17 protein-coding genes and 1 pseudogene are annotated in these 16,978 nt (G+C 69.7%); 3 read left to right on the forward strand and 15 right to left on the reverse strand.

Going from position 1 to position 16,978, the window contains the following annotated elements; all coding sequences use genetic code 11:
• Positions 1 to 30 precede the first annotated feature (30 nt).
• A complete protein-coding gene (locus tag ABLG96_RS12745; RefSeq protein WP_353647759.1) occupies positions 31 to 1,032 on the forward strand; it encodes a proline racemase family protein in 1,002 nt (333 codons plus the stop codon).
• A gap of 58 nt (positions 1,033 to 1,090) precedes the next feature.
• Positions 1,091 to 2,593 (forward strand): aldehyde dehydrogenase family protein, encoded by a 1,503-nt coding sequence (locus ABLG96_RS12750; RefSeq protein WP_353647760.1) that lies wholly within the window; start codon positions 1,091 to 1,093, stop codon positions 2,591 to 2,593.
• Between the two features lie 22 nt (positions 2,594 to 2,615).
• Here the strand turns inward: ABLG96_RS12750 and ABLG96_RS12755 are convergent, their stop codons facing one another.
• The 11 genes and pseudogenes from ABLG96_RS12755 to rpsP all read right to left on the reverse strand — a co-directional run bounded on the left by ABLG96_RS12755 (position 2,616) and on the right by rpsP (position 10,463).
• Complete coding sequence (locus ABLG96_RS12755) at positions 2,616 to 2,930, reverse strand: DUF2469 domain-containing protein (RefSeq protein ID WP_353647761.1); 315 nt, start codon at positions 2,928 to 2,930, stop codon at positions 2,616 to 2,618.
• Positions 2,927 to 3,850 (reverse strand): ribonuclease HII, encoded by a 924-nt coding sequence (locus ABLG96_RS12760; RefSeq protein WP_353647762.1) that lies wholly within the window; start codon positions 3,848 to 3,850, stop codon positions 2,927 to 2,929. The genes ABLG96_RS12755 and ABLG96_RS12760 overlap by 4 nt, the downstream gene beginning before the upstream one ends.
• A complete protein-coding gene (gene lepB / locus ABLG96_RS12765) occupies positions 3,819 to 4,949 on the reverse strand; it encodes a signal peptidase I (protein ID WP_353647763.1) in 1,131 nt (376 codons plus the stop codon). The genes ABLG96_RS12760 and lepB overlap by 32 nt, the downstream gene beginning before the upstream one ends.
• Positions 4,950 to 5,001: 52 nt before the next feature.
• Positions 5,002 to 5,355 carry a 50S ribosomal protein L19 gene (gene rplS, locus ABLG96_RS12770; protein WP_353647764.1) on the reverse strand — a complete coding sequence of 118 codons (354 nt, stop codon included), beginning with the start codon at positions 5,353 to 5,355 and terminating at the stop codon, positions 5,002 to 5,004.
• Positions 5,356 to 5,540: 185 nt separating this feature from the next.
• Positions 5,541 to 6,020, reverse strand: a complete 480-nt coding sequence (locus ABLG96_RS12775; RefSeq protein WP_353647765.1) for an ATP-grasp domain-containing protein — start codon at positions 6,018 to 6,020, stop codon at positions 5,541 to 5,543.
• A 263-nt stretch (positions 6,021 to 6,283) separates the two neighbouring features.
• Positions 6,284 to 7,540: an MFS transporter gene (locus ABLG96_RS12780; RefSeq protein WP_353647766.1), complete on the reverse strand. Its 1,257-nt coding sequence runs from the start codon at positions 7,538 to 7,540 to the stop codon at positions 6,284 to 6,286.
• Positions 7,541 to 7,584: 44 nt separating this feature from the next.
• Positions 7,585 to 8,106, reverse strand: a complete 522-nt coding sequence (locus ABLG96_RS12785; RefSeq protein ID WP_353647767.1) for a MarR family transcriptional regulator — start codon at positions 8,104 to 8,106, stop codon at positions 7,585 to 7,587.
• Between the two features lie 156 nt (positions 8,107 to 8,262).
• Positions 8,263 to 9,072, reverse strand: a pseudogene (trmD, locus tag ABLG96_RS12790) (tRNA (guanosine(37)-N1)-methyltransferase TrmD); the annotation flags it as partial.
• Between the two features lie 11 nt (positions 9,073 to 9,083).
• The gene (rimM, locus tag ABLG96_RS12795) at positions 9,084 to 9,623 is read right to left on the reverse strand and encodes a ribosome maturation factor RimM (protein WP_353647768.1); all 540 of its coding nucleotides are present in this window, start codon (positions 9,621 to 9,623) and stop codon (positions 9,084 to 9,086) included.
• A 4-nt stretch (positions 9,624 to 9,627) separates the two neighbouring features.
• Complete coding sequence (locus tag ABLG96_RS12800) at positions 9,628 to 9,894, reverse strand: RNA-binding protein (protein ID WP_353647769.1); 267 nt, start codon at positions 9,892 to 9,894, stop codon at positions 9,628 to 9,630.
• Positions 9,891 to 10,463 (reverse strand): 30S ribosomal protein S16, encoded by a 573-nt coding sequence (gene rpsP, locus ABLG96_RS12805; RefSeq protein WP_353647770.1) that lies wholly within the window; start codon positions 10,461 to 10,463, stop codon positions 9,891 to 9,893. The genes ABLG96_RS12800 and rpsP overlap by 4 nt, the downstream gene beginning before the upstream one ends.
• Positions 10,464 to 10,681: 218 nt before the next feature.
• Between rpsP and ABLG96_RS12810 the strand changes: the two genes are divergently transcribed.
• Positions 10,682 to 11,098: a GNAT family N-acetyltransferase gene (locus ABLG96_RS12810; RefSeq protein WP_353647771.1), complete on the forward strand. Its 417-nt coding sequence runs from the start codon at positions 10,682 to 10,684 to the stop codon at positions 11,096 to 11,098.
• On the opposite strand, the gene ABLG96_RS12815 is transcribed toward ABLG96_RS12810, so the two are convergent.
• The 4 genes from ABLG96_RS12815 to ABLG96_RS12830 form a co-directional block, all read right to left on the reverse strand.
• Positions 11,004 to 11,489 (reverse strand): VanZ family protein, encoded by a 486-nt coding sequence (locus ABLG96_RS12815; RefSeq protein WP_353647772.1) that lies wholly within the window; start codon positions 11,487 to 11,489, stop codon positions 11,004 to 11,006. The genes ABLG96_RS12810 and ABLG96_RS12815 overlap by 95 nt on opposite strands.
• Before the next feature lie 32 nt (positions 11,490 to 11,521).
• Positions 11,522 to 12,619, reverse strand: coding sequence for an amidohydrolase family protein (locus ABLG96_RS12820; protein WP_353647773.1), 1,098 nt, complete (start codon positions 12,617 to 12,619; stop codon positions 11,522 to 11,524).
• 428 nt (positions 12,620 to 13,047) lie between these two features.
• The gene (ffh, locus tag ABLG96_RS12825; protein WP_353647774.1) at positions 13,048 to 14,625 is read right to left on the reverse strand and encodes a signal recognition particle protein; all 1,578 of its coding nucleotides are present in this window, start codon (positions 14,623 to 14,625) and stop codon (positions 13,048 to 13,050) included.
• A gap of 10 nt (positions 14,626 to 14,635) precedes the next feature.
• A complete protein-coding gene (locus ABLG96_RS12830; protein ID WP_353647775.1) occupies positions 14,636 to 16,969 on the reverse strand; it encodes a [protein-PII] uridylyltransferase in 2,334 nt (777 codons plus the stop codon).
• Between the last annotated feature and the right edge of the window lie 9 nt (positions 16,970 to 16,978).

A 16,978-nucleotide genomic window follows, 5' to 3' on the forward strand; every position in this document is an offset into this window, starting at 1 on the left:
CCGCACGTCCCATCGCAGCAGGAGGGCTTCATGCACAGCAGTCGGGTGATCTCCGCCGTCGACTCCCACACCGACGGGATGCCGACGAGAGTGGTGACCGGTGGTGTCGGGGTGATCCCCGGTGCCACCATGAACGAGCGTCGGCTGCACTTCATGGCGGAGCTCGACGACCTGCGGATGCTGCTGATGAACGAGCCGCGCGGGCATGCCGCCATGAGCGGCGCCATCCTGCAGCCGTCGACCAGGCCGGACTGCGACTGGGGGGTGCTGTACATCGAGGTGTCCGGCTGTCTGCCCATGTGTGGGCACGGAACCATCGGTGTCGCAACGGTTCTCGTCGAGACCGGAATGGTGGAGGTGCTCGAGCCGGTCACCACGATCAGGCTCGACACGCCGGCCGGACTGGTGATCGCCCGGGTCGCCGTCACCGACGGCCATGCCGACTCCGTGACGATCGAGAACGTGCCCAGCTACGTCGTCCGACTGGACGACACCGTCGAGGTGCCCGGCTACGGGACGATCCCGTACAGCCTGGCCTTCGGCGGGAACTTCTACGCCATGGTCGACCTGGACGCCGTGCAGCTGCCCTTCGACCGGGCACGCCAGCAGGAGATCCTGCAGGCCGGGCTGGCGATCATGACCGCCATCAACGACACCGCACCGCCGAGCCACCCGACGATCGACGGCGTCGATCACTGTCACCACGTCGAGTTCATCGCACCGGGCTCGACCGCGGAGCACTCGCGGCACGCGATGGCCATCCACCCGGGTTGGTTCGACCGTTCCCCGTGCGGCACCGGCACTTCGGCCCGGATGGCTGAGCTGTGGGGCCGCGGCGAGCTCGCACTCGACACGGACTTCGTCAACGAGTCGTTCATCGGCAGCCGGTTCGTCGGCAGGCTGATCGCCGAGACGGAGGTGGCGGGTATCCCAGCCGTGATCCCGACCATCACCGGCCGCGCCTGGGTCACGGGAACGGCAAACTACCTGTTGGATCCGTCCGATCCGTTCCCGACCGGTTTCCAGTTCTGAAGCACCACCGCCCCGACCGCCCGCCGCCCGCGGCACCACTGATCCCCCAGGAGCACCCGTGACATCCTCCAGCGCCGCTGCCACCACCGATCTCGACGCGGTCGTCTCCGCTGCCGTCGCTGCCTACGAACAGTGGAGTGTGCTGGACCCGGGCGTGCGCGCCGATGCACTACTCGCGGCGGCCACCGCGCTCGACGAAAACGCGGACGAGCTCATCACCCTGGGCCTGGCGGAGACCGGACTGACCAGGCCGCGACTCACCGGGGAGCGCACCCGTACCGCGGTGCAGCTGCGGCTGTTCGCCGACGTGATCCGGGCCGGCGAGTACCTGGACGTCCGGATCGACGCGGCCGACCCGGATTTCGCGATCGGTCCCCGCCCCGCCGTACGGCGCACCCTGTGGCCCGTCGGGCCGGTGCTGAACTTCGCCGCCGGCAACTTCCCGCTGGCCTTCTCGGTGATCGGCGGCGACTCCGTCGCGGCCCTCGCCGCCGGTTGTTCGGTGATCGTCAAGGTGCACCCCGGCCACCCGCAGCTGAGCGCGCTGACCGCGCAGCTCGTCCGCAGCGCCCTTGACTCCGCCGGCGCGCCGGCTGATCTGCTGCAGATCGTCTCCGGCGAGCAGGAGGGGGTGGAGCTGTTGCAGCACAGCGGCATCCGGGCGGCGGCGTTCACCGGATCGACCCGCGGTGGCGTCTTCCTGGCTGGTCTGGCAGCGGCGCGCGACACCCCGATCCCGTTCTTCGGGGAACTGGGCAGCGTCAACCCGGTGTACCTCACGGCGGCTGCGCTGACCGAACGCGGTGACGCGATCGCCGACGCCTTCGTCGCCAGCGTCGCCGGATCCGCCGGGCAGCTGTGCACCAAGCCCGGTTTCGTGGTGGCACCCGAGCACGAGAAGTTCGGCGAACGCATCGCAGCAGCAGCGAGCGAAGTGGGTGAGCACCGGTTGCTGAGCGAGAAGATCGGTGACGCCTACCGGGAGCGTCGCACTGCGCTGATGGACACGCCGGGAATGCAGGTCGTCGCAGCAGGATCGGTCCGGGTCGACGACGACGGCCACACCTGGGCCACTCCGACCGTGCTGAGGATGACCGAGCAGGACCTCAGGGCCGCGGGCGACGATGCACTCGAGGAGTGCTTCGGACCGCTGGCGGTGATCGTCACTGTCACCGGCGGCTCCGATCTGGCCGCCCTGCAGTACGAGCTGTTCCCCGGGAACCTGACCACGACCCTGCACCTGGCGGGCGGCGAGGTGTCGCCGACGCTCGCCGCCTTGGTGACGGCTGCCGCTCAGACGTCCGGCCGGGTGCTGTTCGACGGCTGGCCGACCGGGGTCGCGGTGACGCCGGCGATGCAGCACGGTGGGCCGTTCCCGGCGACCACCGTCGACACCACCAGCGTCGGCACCGCCGCGATAGGCCGCTTCCTGCGCGGGGTGTCGTTCCAGTCGACTCCGGATGCGCTGTTGCCGCCGCCGCTGCAGGATGCGAACCCCTGGCACGTGCCGCGCACCGAGGCCCCTGCCGGGGAGTCCGCGCACTGGGGTCGGGCGGGCTGAGGCGGCGGTCAGCCCGGCGCGATCATTCGATCGTGTCGGGCAACTGCAGGTCGGACTTCTCGAGCTCCTCGACGTTGACGTCCTTGAACGTCACCACCCGGACGTTCTTGACGAACCGCGCCGGCCGGTACATGTCCCAGACCCAGGCGTCCGACATGCGCACCTCGAAGTACATGTCGCCACCGGGATTGCGGACCTGCAGGTCGACCGCGTTGCACAGGTAGAAGCGCCGCTCGGTCTCCACCACGTAGGAGAACTGGCCCACGATGTCGCGGTACTCCCGGTACAGCGAGAGTTCCATCTCGGTCTCGTACTGCTCGAGATCCTCCGCGCTCACGCCTGCTCCCTCTCGCCGTCGGCACCCGCGGTGGGGCCGGCTCCATCATCCCCCTCGTAGGGGTTCGCGGAGTCCATCGACACCGCCGTCGCTGGATTCCCCAGGAACGACCAGCTGCGCCGGTGGATCAGCGTGGGTCCCAGTCGCAGCAGGGCATCACGGTGCTCGACCGCCGCGTAGCCCTTGTTACCGGCGAAGCCGTACTCCGGGAAATGCCTGTCGAGTCTGCGCATCAACGCATCGCGCGACGTCTTGGCCAGCACGCTCGCTCCCGCGACCCCGGCGCAGGTCAGATCGGCCTTGATCTTGAGATGCACCGGCAGGCCGTCCGGGATCGGCGACCAGAGCGCGGCTTCCGCCCGGACCGGATCGATCGGCGGGGCGAACAGCCCGTCCTGCTCGGCTGCAGATGTCGACCCGAGCACCAGCGGCGGTGGGGGCTTGAGGTAGTTGTGCTTGCCATCCAGCAGGACCGCATCCACCGGCGCGGACAGCTGCGCGAACGCACGTCCGGCGGCCCTGCGCAGCGCGGACATGATCCCGATGGCGTCGATCTCGGCGGCGCTGGCGTGGCCGACCGCATGCTCGGGGGCCCAGCGCCGGATCGGCGCCACCAGGGCGTCCCTGGCCGCGGCGGTCAGCAGCTTGGAGTCCCGCAGGCCCTGCGGGACCCGGCCGATCCTTGCCGTCACCACCACGATGCCGATGGTCACCGGGCCGGCCAGTGACCCCCTGCCCACCTCGTCCATGGCGGCGAGCCGGACACAGTCCGGTCCCAGCAGGGATTTCTCGGTGCGCAGGCCGGGGCGGATCGAGCTGGGGCGACGCTGCGCCGTCGCACTCGATCGACTCGAGTGGCGGGCAACGAGCGCAGCGCCGGTGGAGCGCTCAGCCGGCACGATGATCGGTGCCGGGATCACCCAGCGTGTGCCATCGGGAGACCGGCATGATCACGAAGATGGCCTTGCCGATCACGTTGCCGACCGGGATGGGGCCCTGGCACATGCTCGTCGCCAGATTGCGTTGGCAGTACAACGACGAGTCGCCGGATCCGGCCCGATTGTCGCCCATCACCCAGATCTGGCCCTCGGGCACTTTGTAGGGCAGGAAGCAGCGTTGCGAGACGGTGCTCGTGGTGCAGTCCTCGACGCCGGGCTCGAACAATAGCTTGTTCTCGGCCACCACATAGGGCTCGTCGAGCGGCACTCCGTCGACCATCACCCGCCCCTGGGCGTCGCAGCATTCGACGGTCTGCCCGCCGACGGCGATCACCCGCTTCACGAAGTCCTTCTCGTTCGGCGGCGCGATCCCGACCACCGAGCCGAGCGCCTGGCCGATCTTGCCGATCACGCTCGTCGGTCCTGGGATCGCGTTGGTCTCCGCCGCCCACGTGTCCGGTCCGCGGAACACCACGATGTCGCCGGGTTTCGGGTCGCGGAAGTCGTAGACGACCTTGTTCGCCAGGATGCGGTCACCACCGACCGTGACTCCGTGCAGCGTCGGCTCCATCGAGCCCGACGGCACGTAGTAGACCTTGAACAGGAATGTCTGGATGAGGAACGTCAACAGGAACGCCGTCACCAGCAGCAGCGGCACCTCGACCCACCACGGTCGCTTCTTGGCCGGCTTGCGACGCTTCGAGTTCCGCGCCCGCCACTTCGCCACCGCGGCCGTGTGCTCGTCCGCGTCGGGCGACGCCGCGGTCCCGCCGTCCGGACCGGTGGTGTCGGACGCTGCGGTGTCGGACCCGGCGGTTTCGGACGCGGCGGTTTCGGACGCGGTGGTGTCGGACGTGGTGGTGTCGGACGCGGTGGTGTCGGACGCGGTGGTGTCGGACGCGGTGGTTGCGCCGACAGCGGTGGTGTCGGTGGCAGCCGGGTCCCCGTCAGGAGTCACCGATGGTGTCGCGGTGTCGGATACAGCACCGCCCGCGTCGGTGTCCGTTCGATCGTCCGGCGATACCGGGGTATCAGCGAGTTGATCGTCGTGTCCGACGCGGGCGGGCTGGGGCTCGTTCATCAGTGGAAAGGCTACGTGTCCAGCGATGTGAACGTGAGCCGACGCGGGTGGGTCAGCGCGCGAGGTCGCGCTTCTCCTTGATCTTGGCGGCCTTGCCGCGCAGATCGCGCAGGTAGTAGAGCTTGGCGCGACGGACGTCACCACGGGTCGCGATCTCGACCTTGTCGATGTTGGGGCTGTGCACCGGGAAGGTGCGCTCCACGCCGACGCCGCCGGAGATCTTGCGGACGGTGAAGGTCTCGCGGATGCCGCCACCCTGACGACGGATCACGTGGCCGGCGAAGACCTGGATCCGGGAGCGGGTGCCTTCGATGACCTTCACGTGCACCTTGACGGAATCGCCGGGGCGGAAGTCGGGCATGTCGTCGCGCAGCGAGGCGCTGTCGAGATCGTCGAGGATGTTCATCGCGGTTCGTCCTTCGGTCGTACAACTCGTCTGGTCACGCACATCCCCTGCTGGGACGGGCGGCACGGAGCGCATCATGACGATGCGGATTCCGGGACTCACGAGGAGCCCTGCGCCGGTACTGCGCCACGGAACCCTGTCGAGGACAGGCCCGGAACGACCGGCAACCTCTCCATTGTGCCAGTTCAGTGAACCGGGACGAAATCGTCGGCGAGCGGCTGCGGCCCGCCCTTCAACCGGGGTCGCCGCGTCACCCACGGACAGCTACGCGCGGACGTACCCGCAGCCCGCACCTTCCCGAACGCAAGCGCGTCCGCCGATGCCGGTGCGATCGCGAGGCGGCCGCTGAGGGCGTAGCGTCGCGCTGCGCGAATATCGCCGTCGAGCACATGCAGACGCACTTCCTCGGCGAACGTCACGACGTCGCTGACAAGCACCGGGGTTTCGGGGTCCACCTCGTCGGGGCCGGGCAGGCGGGTGCCGTCGAGGTGAACGCGAGCCGCGATCGACTTGTCATTGGGCGACTTCATGAACGCCGGGCCGCGGAGCGTCCACGCTTCTGCGATCGTTGCCAAGACGATGCGTCGACCTGTGAGGTGGGACGGCAGCGTCGCCAGCCAGTCGTTCGGCGCCTCCAGTAGGGCGATCGACAACTGCCCGCACACGACGTCTGCGAACGACGGGCCGGCGTGGAGGTGGGCGTCGGGGTGTGCCCGGCCAGGTCGAAGCCAGCGGAGAACGTCGGCAGTTGAACAATCTGCATCCCCCGCTGTTCGGCCGCGGAGGCAATCGACCGCGCGGAGTGGGTCGATCGAGGGGGCAACATCAGCGATCGGCGTCGTTCCACAAGACCAGTCTCGGCGCCGAACCGAGAACTGTCGCGCCGATCCGCCGCGTCCGGAGCCGCCGCGCTCGACGCGGCGAACGGTCACGAGCCTCGGACGGAGTCCTCGTCGGCGCCGGCAGCGTTGCTGGTCGCAAGCTCCGAGCCCGGTCGCAGTTCCGGAACCCGACGGGCCAGGAACGACACCAGCGCAGCACAGCTCAGGCCGCCGATCAGCAGCGCGGCCTGCGCTCCGGTGAAGCGGGCGACGAAGCCGGCTCTGGCGTTGCCCAGGTCCGGCCCACCCATGCCGACCAGCAGCTCCACCGCGCTGACGCGACCGCGCACCGCATCCGGGGTCACCCGCTGCACCATCGCTCCGCGGCTGACCACGCTGGCGGTGTCCGCGGCGCCGGCCACCACCAGGAGCGCGAGTGCCACCCAGCCGACCGACACCGCGCCCAGGACTGCCAGCGACAGACCCCAGACGAGGGCACCCAGCACCACCACGAGCGGTTGGCGTACGGACCGCGTGAACGACCCGGAGAAGATCGAGGCGAGCAGACCACCAGCACCGATGGCCGACAGGAACAGACCGAAGGTGGCCGGATCCCCGTCGAACAGCTCCTCGTTGAGCAACGGGAACAGCGCGATCGGCATCGCCAGCACGGTGGCAGCCAGATCGATCAGCAGCAGGCTGCGCACCACCCGGTGCTTCAGGACGAAGTCGAATCCCTCGCGAACGCCCTGCCACCCGGATCGCGCGATCCCCTCCGGTCGCAGGACGGGAAGGCCGAACACCCCGATGAACGACGCGCCGAAGGTGATCGCATCGATCAGGTAGCACCCCTGGACGCCGACCCAGCCGATCATCAGCCCCGCCAGGGCAGGCCCGGCGAGCATCGTCAGCTGGAAGCTGATCCCGGTCAACGCCATCCCGGCGGCCACCTTGTCCGGTGGTAGCAACCGCGGGATGACGCTGCGCGACGCCGGACCGCCGAAGGTTGCGAAACAGGTCTGCAGGGCGACCAACACGAGCAGCAGCAACGGCGACCAACCACCCAGAAAGGCTTGCAGCGCCAGCACTCCGGCGAGTAGGCACTGCCCGGTGGTGGTGATGATCTGGATCCGGCGACGGTCGTACCGGTCGGCTGTCGAGCCGGCCACGACGCTCAGCAACGCCATCGGGATGACGTGCGCGAGCCCGATCGCCCCGGCCCACAACGGATTCCCGGTCGCCGCCCAGATCTGGAACAGCACGGCCACGCCCGTCATCTGGCTGCCCAGCGTCGAGAGCGACTTGCCGATCCAGTACCGCCGGAACACCGGAACCGTGCGCACCGGACCCAGATCGATGAGCATGCTGCGCACCCGACTGTGTCGGGATGACGACACCTTCCGTCCGCTCACCGCTGCGCCTCATCGGGACCTGAGCGGTTGTCGAGGCCGGCCAGCTCGGCCGTGATCCGGTCGTGGAAGCTGCTGCGGCCCAAAGCGAACCGCATGTCCTGTACCACGGCGCTCAGTGCATACGGCAGCTCCAGCTCCAGGGCGGCCGCCGCTCGCTCGGTCGCCTGCCACTCCGCTGCCAGGAACGGGACGAGTTCGCGGCCCGCCGGTGTCAGGCTCACCAGCTTCGTGCGCAGGTCCGGCCCGCTCACCGCGGCGACATACCCCGCCGCACGCAGTGCCTTGACCTTCTGACCGGCTCCCGAGTGGGTGATCTCCAGCGAACTCGCGAGCGCCCTGATCGTCATCGGACCCGCAGAGTCCAGCCGGAGCAGCAGCATCGTCTGGGACGGCTGGATGCGGATGCCCCGCTCCTGGTACAGGCGCGCGATGTCGTCGTCCATGGCGCCCAGCAGTCGCCGCAGTGGGCGCCACAGGCTGTCGTCGACCACGTCACGGGGTCTGTCGTGCTCAGTCACCCAGGCAATCTAACAGTACTTGTACAAGTACTGTCAGGTATGGCCGCCCACACCGGGTGCCGGCTCGGTCGGAGCGCGCCGCCGGCGCTTCTTCGCAGCCCTGGCAGCCCGCTCGGCACCGACCCGCTCCCGCAGCCCTGCCGGTACCGGCGCCCCGACCTCGTCGAGCACCGCCAGATCCTCGGCGTCCAGCAGCTCGGCGGTCAGCGCGGCGAACAGGTCAGGGCGGTTGCGGAATGTCCTGCGCAGCGATTCGTCCCTGCGGTGCCGGACGATCGCGGCATGGTTGCCGCCGCGCAGCACCTCCGGCACCGGCAGGCCGTCGAAGAGCGGAGGTCGGGTGTAGGACGGCGCCTCGATGAGACCGGGGATGCCGGTACCGAAGGAGTCGTCGACCGCCGAGTCGGGATTTCCGAGCACCCCGGGGATCAACCGGGCGATGGCCTCGATGATCACCAGCACCGCGACCTCGCCGCCGGCCAGCACGTAGTCGCCGATCGACAGTTCGCGGACCGGCATCACGGATGCTGCGCGCTGGACGAAACGCTGGTCGATGCCTTCGTACCTGCCGCAGGCGAAGACCAACCGCTCCGCCGTCGACAGCTCGGCCGCCGTGGCCTGGGTGAACCGCTCACCGGCCGGGGTCGGCACGATCAGCGTGGCCGGACCGGGATCCGCAGGAGCACCGGCATCCGGACGAGCGTCGGCATCGGGGTCGGCATCGGGGTCGCCGTCCGGGTTCGCCAGTACGTCCTGCAAGGCGGTCCACCAGACGTCCGGCTTCATCACCATGCCGGGACCGCCGCCGTAGGGTGCGTCGTCGACGGTGCGGTGCACGTCGCGTGTCCAGCGCCGCAGGTCGTGGATGCCGACGCTCAGGGTGCCGGCCCCGATCGCCTTGCCCAGCAACGATTCTCGCAAGGGCGTCAGGTACTCACCGAAGATGGTGATGACGTCGAACCGCATCGCGGGACCTCTCAGGGCTGCACGGGAGCGTCGGCGAACATGCCGTCCGGCGGATCGATGACGCACTGCCGACCCTCGAGGTCGACGGTCGGCACGATCGCGGAGACGAACGGCACCAACACGTCGTCGCCGGGCTTTTCGGGCGACAGGTCACCGCGGATCACCAACACCGGGGCGGCCGGCGGATGCAGCACGTCGGCGATCTCGCCCAGGGCGCGGCCGTCGATGTGCACGGCGGCGAGGCCGATCAGCTGGTGGTCGTAGAACTCGTCGGGATCGTCGGGAGGGGTGAGTTCCTCACCCTCCATCACGAGCAGTACGCCGCGCAGCGACTCGGCAGCTTCGCGATCGAGGAATCCCTCGAAGAAGACGATCTGGATCTGACCACTCCGGCCGGATCCGGCGACGGTCAGCGGACCGGCGCTCGCCGGATCGGTCGCAAGGACCGATCCGGCGGCGAACCGGCTCTTCGGATCATCGGTGCGGACGTCGACCGTCACGCCGCCTTTGACTCCGTGGGGTCGACCGATCCGGCCGACCAGTACCTGCACCGACTCAGCGGCCGGGGCCGAATCGGCCCGGCTCCCGATCGGTGTCCACCACGTCGACGCGGATCCCGCGGCCGCCGACGGCCGCGATGACCGTCCGCAGGGCGGTGGCCGTCCGACCGCCACGACCGATGACCTTGCCCAGGTCATCGGGGTGCACGTGGACCTGCAGGGTGCGCCCGCGCCGACCGGTGGTCAGGTCGACGTGGACGTCCTCGTCATGCTCGACGATCCCCTTGACGAGGTGCTCCAGCGCTTCCGGGAGCACGCTCATGCCTTCGGCTCTTCAGCCTTCTCGGCTGCAGGGGTTTCTTCGGCAACCGGAGCGTCGGCGGCAGGCGCTTCGGCGGCGGGGGTTTCAGTGGCGGGGGTCTCAGCGGCGGGCGCGGCGGGCGCGTCCTCCGCGGGGGCCTCGGCAGCTGCCGGAGTCTCCTCAGCTGCCTTCTTCGGCGCGGCCTTCTTCTTCTGGGTGGTCGCGCCAGAGGAATCGTCGTTTCGGCCGCCGGCAGCGGCGATCGCGGCCTCGTACAGAGCCTTCTTGTCGACCTTCTCCGGCTGGGCCTTCAGGGTGCCCTCGGTGCCCGGGAGACCCTTGAACTTCTGCCAGTCACCGGTGACCTTGAGCAGGGCGACGACCGAATCGGTCGCCTGGGCGCCGACGCCGAGCCAGTACTGCGCGCGCTCGGACTCGATCTCGATGACGCTGGGCTCGGTCTTGGGGTTGTACCGACCGATCGTCTCGATCGCCCGGCCGGAACGGCGGGTGCGGGAGTCGGCGACGACGACACGGTAGAACGGCTCGCGGATCTTGCCGTAGCGGGCGAGCTTGATCTTGACAGCCACTAGGTGGACTTCTCCTCGATTGCGATGGCGCGGTGTGCGCCGTGGGGTGCGCGGCCCGGCGCCGTGTGGGGATGACGGCGCCAGGACATGCTGATGGCGACCTCGAGCGGAGAGAGGGGCCGCGCGGAGTCGTGACGCTGGACATTCTGCCAGACGAGACCCTCCGTGCGGAAATGGCGCTGCTCTTCCCAGCTGGACGGGCAGTACCGTGCGGGTCCATGGAGATCAGAACCCTGCGGCCAGGAGTCGACGAATTGCCCGTGGTCGCCGAGGTCATCGCGCTCTACGACGCCGTCGGCTGGACCGTCTACACCCGGGACGCCGCCGCGCTGCAGGCCGCGATCCGTGGATCGCACCTGGTGATCATCGCGCACGATGGCGATCGGTTGGTCGGGCTGGCGCGCACCCTCTCGGACGGCGCGACCATCTGCTACCTGCAGGACATCCTCGTGCACCCCGCGGCGCAGGGCTGCGGCGTCGGTCGCCTGCTGCTGGACCGGGCGCTGGAGCTCTCCGCGGATCTGCGGCAGTTCGTCCTGCTCACCGATGACGACGACGCGCAGCGAGCGCTCTACCGCTCCGCCGGTCTGGTGCGGTCGGACTCAACCGGTCTGCACGCGTACCTGCGCCCCTGACCGCGCGGCGCAGCCACCACCGGGCCGCAAGGACCCCGAGGGCCGCGCCGCTTCCGTTGGCGATCACGTCGCGCCAGTCACCCACGCGGTGTGCGTCCAGGGAGGCCTGGGTGAGCTCGGCCGCCGCCGAGAACAACAGCCAGCCGGTCACCTGGACCCACCACGGGCGCCGGGGCCAGCCGAGCACCGTGAGGAACCCGAGCGGCAGGAACATCACGACGTTTGCCAGGAACTCGACCGTGCCGAACCCCAACCAGGTCGGCAGACCGCGTGAGTGCAGCCGCTCGAACCAGGCCTGCAGAGCGTTCTGCGAGGCGGCGGCAGGCCGGGTCGGCCACAACAGGATGAGCAGCACAGCCGCGAGCACCACCATCAGCAGCACTCGCGCCACTGTTGCTCGTCGATCCGTCCAGCGGGTCCGGATCACGAGCGTGCGGACCCGTCGATGCTGCGTCCTGCGCGGATCACCATCGGCTCGTGCAGAGCGGAAGGATCCGCCGCCGGATCCCGTGGGTAGATCACCAGATCCGCGCTGGCCCCGGCGGTGGGGAGCGCCAGCTCCAGCCACTCCCGCGCGGCAGTGGATGCGGCCAGCAGGGTGCCGCGCATGCCCAGCACTCCCCCGCCGGCGATCGCCATCGCCTGCAACTCGTCGACGATCCGTCCGTGCTCGACAAACCCGCCGGCATCGGTGCCGGCGTGCACCTGGACGCCCGCCTCGATCAGCGCACCGAACGTCTCCTCCCGGCGCTCGTGCAGATCGCGCATGTGCTTGGCGTAGGCCGGGTACTTCTCGGCCGCGTCGGCGAACATCGGGAAGTTGTCGACGTTGACCAGCGTCGGGACGACGTGGACACCGCGCCGCACCACCTCGTCGATGGTGTCGTCAGTGAGGCCGGTGCCGTGCTCGAGGCAGTCGATCCCTGCGGCGAGCAGATCGGGGATCGCGTCTTCGGCGAAGACGTGCGCCGTCACCCGGGCACCGCCGGCGTGTGCGGTGTCGATCGCCTCCCGCAGCACCTCGGCCGGCCACAGCGGAGCGAGGTCACCGATGCCGCGGTCGATCCAGTCGCCGACCAGTTTGATCCAGCCGCCGCCGTACCCGACCTGTCTGGCCACCTCGGCGGGCAGCTCGGCGGGATCCTCCAGGTCGACACCCAGACCGCGGATGTAGCGCTTCGGCCTGGCCAGGTGTCGGCCGGCGCGGATCAACACCGGTAGGTCGTCGCGGCCGACCAGCGGCCGGGTGTCCAGCGGTGAGCCGCAGTCGCGGATGGCCAGCACTCCGGTCGCCAGGTCGTCGCGGGCCTGCTGCTCGGCGGTCGGCAGATCGACGACACCCGCCGGCGAATAGCCCACGTGGCAGTGCGCGTCCACCAGCCCTGGCAGGGTCCAGCCGTCGAGTTGTTCCGCCCCGGCGACCGGCTCGTCGGTGAAGACGCCGCCGGCGATCCAGTACTCGACCTGGTCGCCGGTCCCGGCATCGTGGCCGACGACGTGCCAGCTCTGCTGCGTGCTCATCGGTCCATTCTGACTCCCCGCGGCCGGGCGCGGACGGTCACCCGTCGCCCCTCGCACCCGCAGGAGCGGACGACCTCGCACACTCCTCCCCCGGCGTTGCCCTCGCACCCCGGCGCATTCCCGATCGTCACCTGTGGGCCCAGATCACCCCGCTGACGACAGTTGAGCATGCGCCGGGAGGATCAGCATGCGCCGAGCAGACGGGCATGCCCCGAACCGGCCCCTCGCACACCGCGCATTCCCGATGGTCGGCTGCAGGCATGGAACGACCCGCTGACGACAGATGAGCATGCGCCGAGCAGACGGGCATGCGGCCGAACCGGCCCCTCGCGCACCGCGCATTCCCGATGGTCGGCTGCAGGCATGGGAACGACCCGCTGACGACAGATGAGCATGCGCCGGGCCGAGGAGCAACGCGAGAAGCGCTGCTACTTCTTGGGGAACTGGAGCTTGCTCGGGTCGAAGTCGGCTGGCAGGTCGTCGAGTGAGAACCCGCCGGGCATCTTGCCGCCGCCGGCAGCACCGGCACCGCCGGGGAGCTGCGGCATGCCGGGCATCCCGGGAGGCAGCTGGCCGAGCCCCGGGAATCCGCCGGGCATTCCCTTCATCTTCGGCGGCGTCGGACCGCGGCCGGAGACCTTGCCCTTCTTGCCCTTGCGTCCCTTGCTGGAGCGCTTGGTGGCGGAGGCGGCCCGCCGAAGTCCGAACTGACCAGCCATCGACGACATCATCTTGCGGGCCTCGAAGAACCTGTCCACCAACGAGTTCACCCCGTTGACGGTCGAGCCCGACCCCTTGGCGATCCGCTGCCGACGGGAGGCGTTGATGATCTTCGGGTTGGCCCGCTCCTGCGGCGTCATCGACTGGATGATCGCAGCCGTCCGGTCGACATCCTTGTCGTCGACGTTCGCGAGCGCGTCCTTCATCTGACCGGCACCCGGCAGCATGCCCAGGATTCCGCCGATCGGACCCATCCGCTTGAGCATCTGCATCTGCTGCAGGAAGTCCTCGAGGGTGAAGTCGTCGCCGGCCAGCTTGGCCGCCATCGCCTCGGCTTCATCCTGCTCGAAGACCTGCTCCGCCTGCTCGATCAGCGACAGCATGTCGCCCATCCCGAGGATGCGGGAGGCCATCCGGTCGGGGTGGAAGACGTCGAAGTCGGCGAGCTTCTCACCGGTGGAGGCGAACATGATCGGCGAACCGGTGACCTGCCGCACCGACAGCGCGGCGCCACCGCGGGCGTCGCCGTCGAGCTTGGTCAGCACCACACCGGTGAAGCCGACGCCGTCACGGAAGGCCTCTGCCGTGTTGACGGCGTCCTGACCGATCATCGCGTCGAGCACGAACAGGATCTCGTCCGGCTGGACGGCATCGCGGATGTGTGCGGCCTGCGCCATCATCTCGGTGTCGACGCCCAACCGGCCGGCGGTGTCGACGATGACCATGTCGAACTGTTTCGTCCTGGCCTCGGCGATGCCGGAACGTGCGACTGCGACCGGGTCGCCGACCCCGTTGCCAGGTTCGGGGGCGAACACCGTGACGCCCGCCTGCTCGCCGACCACCTGCAGCTGGGTCACGGCGTTGGGTCGCTGCAGGTCACAGGCGATGAGCATCGGCGTGTGACCCTGGCCCTTGAGCCACAGCGCCAGCTTGCCGGCGAGGGTGGTCTTACCGGCACCCTGCAGACCGGCCAGCATGATCACCGTCGGCGGCGTGCGCGCGAACTCCAGCCGCCGGGTCTCGCCACCGAGCAGCGTCACGAGTTCATCGTTGACGATCTTGATGACCTGCTGGGCGGGATTCAGCGCCTGCGAGATCTCCGCCCCGGAAGCCCGCTCCTTGATCGCGGCGATGAACTGCCGGACCACCGGCAGCGCGACGTCGGCCTCCAACAGGGCGATGCGGATCTCGCGACAGGTCGCGTCGATATCACCTGGGGACAGCCGGCCTTTGCCGCGCAGGCCGGAGAGAACTCCGGAGAGGCGGTCGGAAAGAGTCTCGAACACGCCTTGCAGGCTATCCCGCCGCGGCGTCGGGGTCGGTCTCCGCCACCGCCGCGACCACATGATCGACCAGCATCCGGGCCCGGATCCCGCTCAGCGGGCCCCGCTCCGGAGCGGTCTGGAGATACAGCACGTCGACTGCTTCGGCGCCGCGGGTCTCGACCATCGCGCGCCGGATGCTGTACCCGGCATCGGCGATCGACCGCGCTGCCGTCGCCAACAGCCCTGGGGTGTCGTGCGCACGGATCTCCAGCACGGTCGCCCCTTCCGAAGCACCCTCGACGATCGAGATCCGGGGTGCGGCGAAGGTTCCGCGCCGACGGGAACGCTGTCGTCTCAGGACGGCAGCCCTGGCCGCAGACGCATCGTTCAGCGCACCGGTCACCGACGAGCGCAGGGTGTTCGCGTCGGGCAGTTCGCCGAACTCGGGGGCCACCGACCACACCAGCAGCGCCATCGGCTCCTCGGTGTGCACCACCGCCGACCTGATCGTGAGCCGCAGTGCGGTGAGTGCGACGGCCACATCGGCGACCAGCCCCACCCGGTCCGGCGCAACGACGGTGATCTCCGGCTCGTCGGTCGCGTCCGTTCCGATGGTGACGGACACGACGCCGGCGTCCAAGAGTGCGCGCTCCCGTGCAGTCACCGATCGTGCACCGGTGGCCGGCCAGCCCTGCAGCGCCGCGCGGGCCCGCGCGGCCAGGGTGGCGACCTGACGAGCCCGCCACTCCGACCAGGCGGCCGGACCGGCGGCCAACGCATCAGCTTCGGTGAGCGCCTCCAGCAGATCGAGGGTGCCGGCGTCACTGATCGCGTCGACGACGAGCGCGATGGTGGCCGGATCGTCCGGGTCACGGCGCGGGGCGGTCTCGGCGAGCAACAGATGATGACGGACCAGGGTGACGAGCACCTGGGTGTCGGACTCCCCCAGACCCAGGCGGCGGCAGATCGGCACCACGAGTTCGGCGCCGGCGACCGAGTGGTCACGTCCGGTTCCCTTGCCGACGTCATGGAACAGGGCCGCCAGCAGCAACAGATCAGGACGGGTGACGCTGCGTACCAGCCGGGATGCCTCCACGGCGGTCTGCACCAGGTGACGATCGACGGTGTAGAGGTGGACCGGGTCGTGTTGCGGCATCGACCGGAGCCGTTCCCACCCGGGGATGAGGGCGCTGACCAGACCTGCCTGGTCGAGTGACTCCCAGACCTGGACAAGCTCCGCCCCCGAGCCGAGCAGCCGCAGCAGGGCTTCCAGCGCGGCCGGCGGCCAGACGTCCGGCAGCGGCGGGCAGATCCGGGCCAGCCGGGCCAGGGTGGCGGGGGCAGCCGGGATACCGGCCTGCGCGGCCGCGGCTGCCACCCGCAGCGGCAGGACCGGGTCGTGGGCCGGGTCTGCGGCCCTGGCCAGCACCGCTTCACCGTCCTGCTCGACCACGCCCTCGGCGAGCGGCCGACGGTCCGGCCGGCCCTCGGCGACGGGTGAATCGGTGAGTGCCCGGCGGACCCGGTGCCAGGTGAGGTCGATCGCGAGATCGACGGTGCGCCCGATCGCGGCCAGCCGGCGCAACAGGTCGTCCCGGCCCTCCAGGCCGAGCATGGTTGCGATCGCGTCCTGGTCCTGAGCCTGCAACCGGTCGGTGGCCCGCCCGGTGACCAGGTGCAGCGCGTCGCGGATCTCCAGCAGTTCCCCGCGGGCCTCCTCCAAGCCCTGGTGCGGGCAGTCGGCGACCCAGGAGGCGGCGACAGCACGCATCACGACCATGTCGCGCAGACCACCGCGGGAGTTCTTCAGATCACCGGCCGCGGCGAAAGCGAGGTCGCCGGAACGATTCCAGCGTTCCTTGCACATCTCCAGCAGCAACGGCAGGCGCTCACGGGCATCCGCCCGCCAATCGGCCAGTACCTTGCGCCGCAGAGTGGCACCGAGCTCGGCGTCACCGGCGATGTGCCGGATGTCGAGGATTCCCAACAGGTCTGCCAGATCGGACCTGGCCACCTGACGGGCTCCGCCGACCGAACGGACCGCGTGGTCGAGTCGTACCTTGGAATCCCAGATCGGGTACCAGAGCCGCTCGGCGATCATCTCGGCATACGCCGCAGGCGTTTCCGAGGAGTGCAGCAGCACCAGATCGACATCCGACTGCGGTGACAGCTCTCCCCTGCCGTATCCCCCGACCGCCACCAGTGCCACCCCACCGACGGTGACCCCGGCATCGACAGCCAGTTCACCCAGCCATCCGTCGGTGAGGCGGGACAGTGCCCTGCTGCGGGCCGGTCCCGACATCGGGGACCGGCCCAACAACGCGGCGCGTAGATCGGCGTAGGAATCCCCGACGTGCGTTGGCATCTCGGCGTC

This window comes from Nakamurella sp. A5-74 (genome assembly GCF_040438885.1).
GTDB lineage: Bacteria > Actinomycetota > Actinomycetes > Mycobacteriales > Nakamurellaceae > Nakamurella.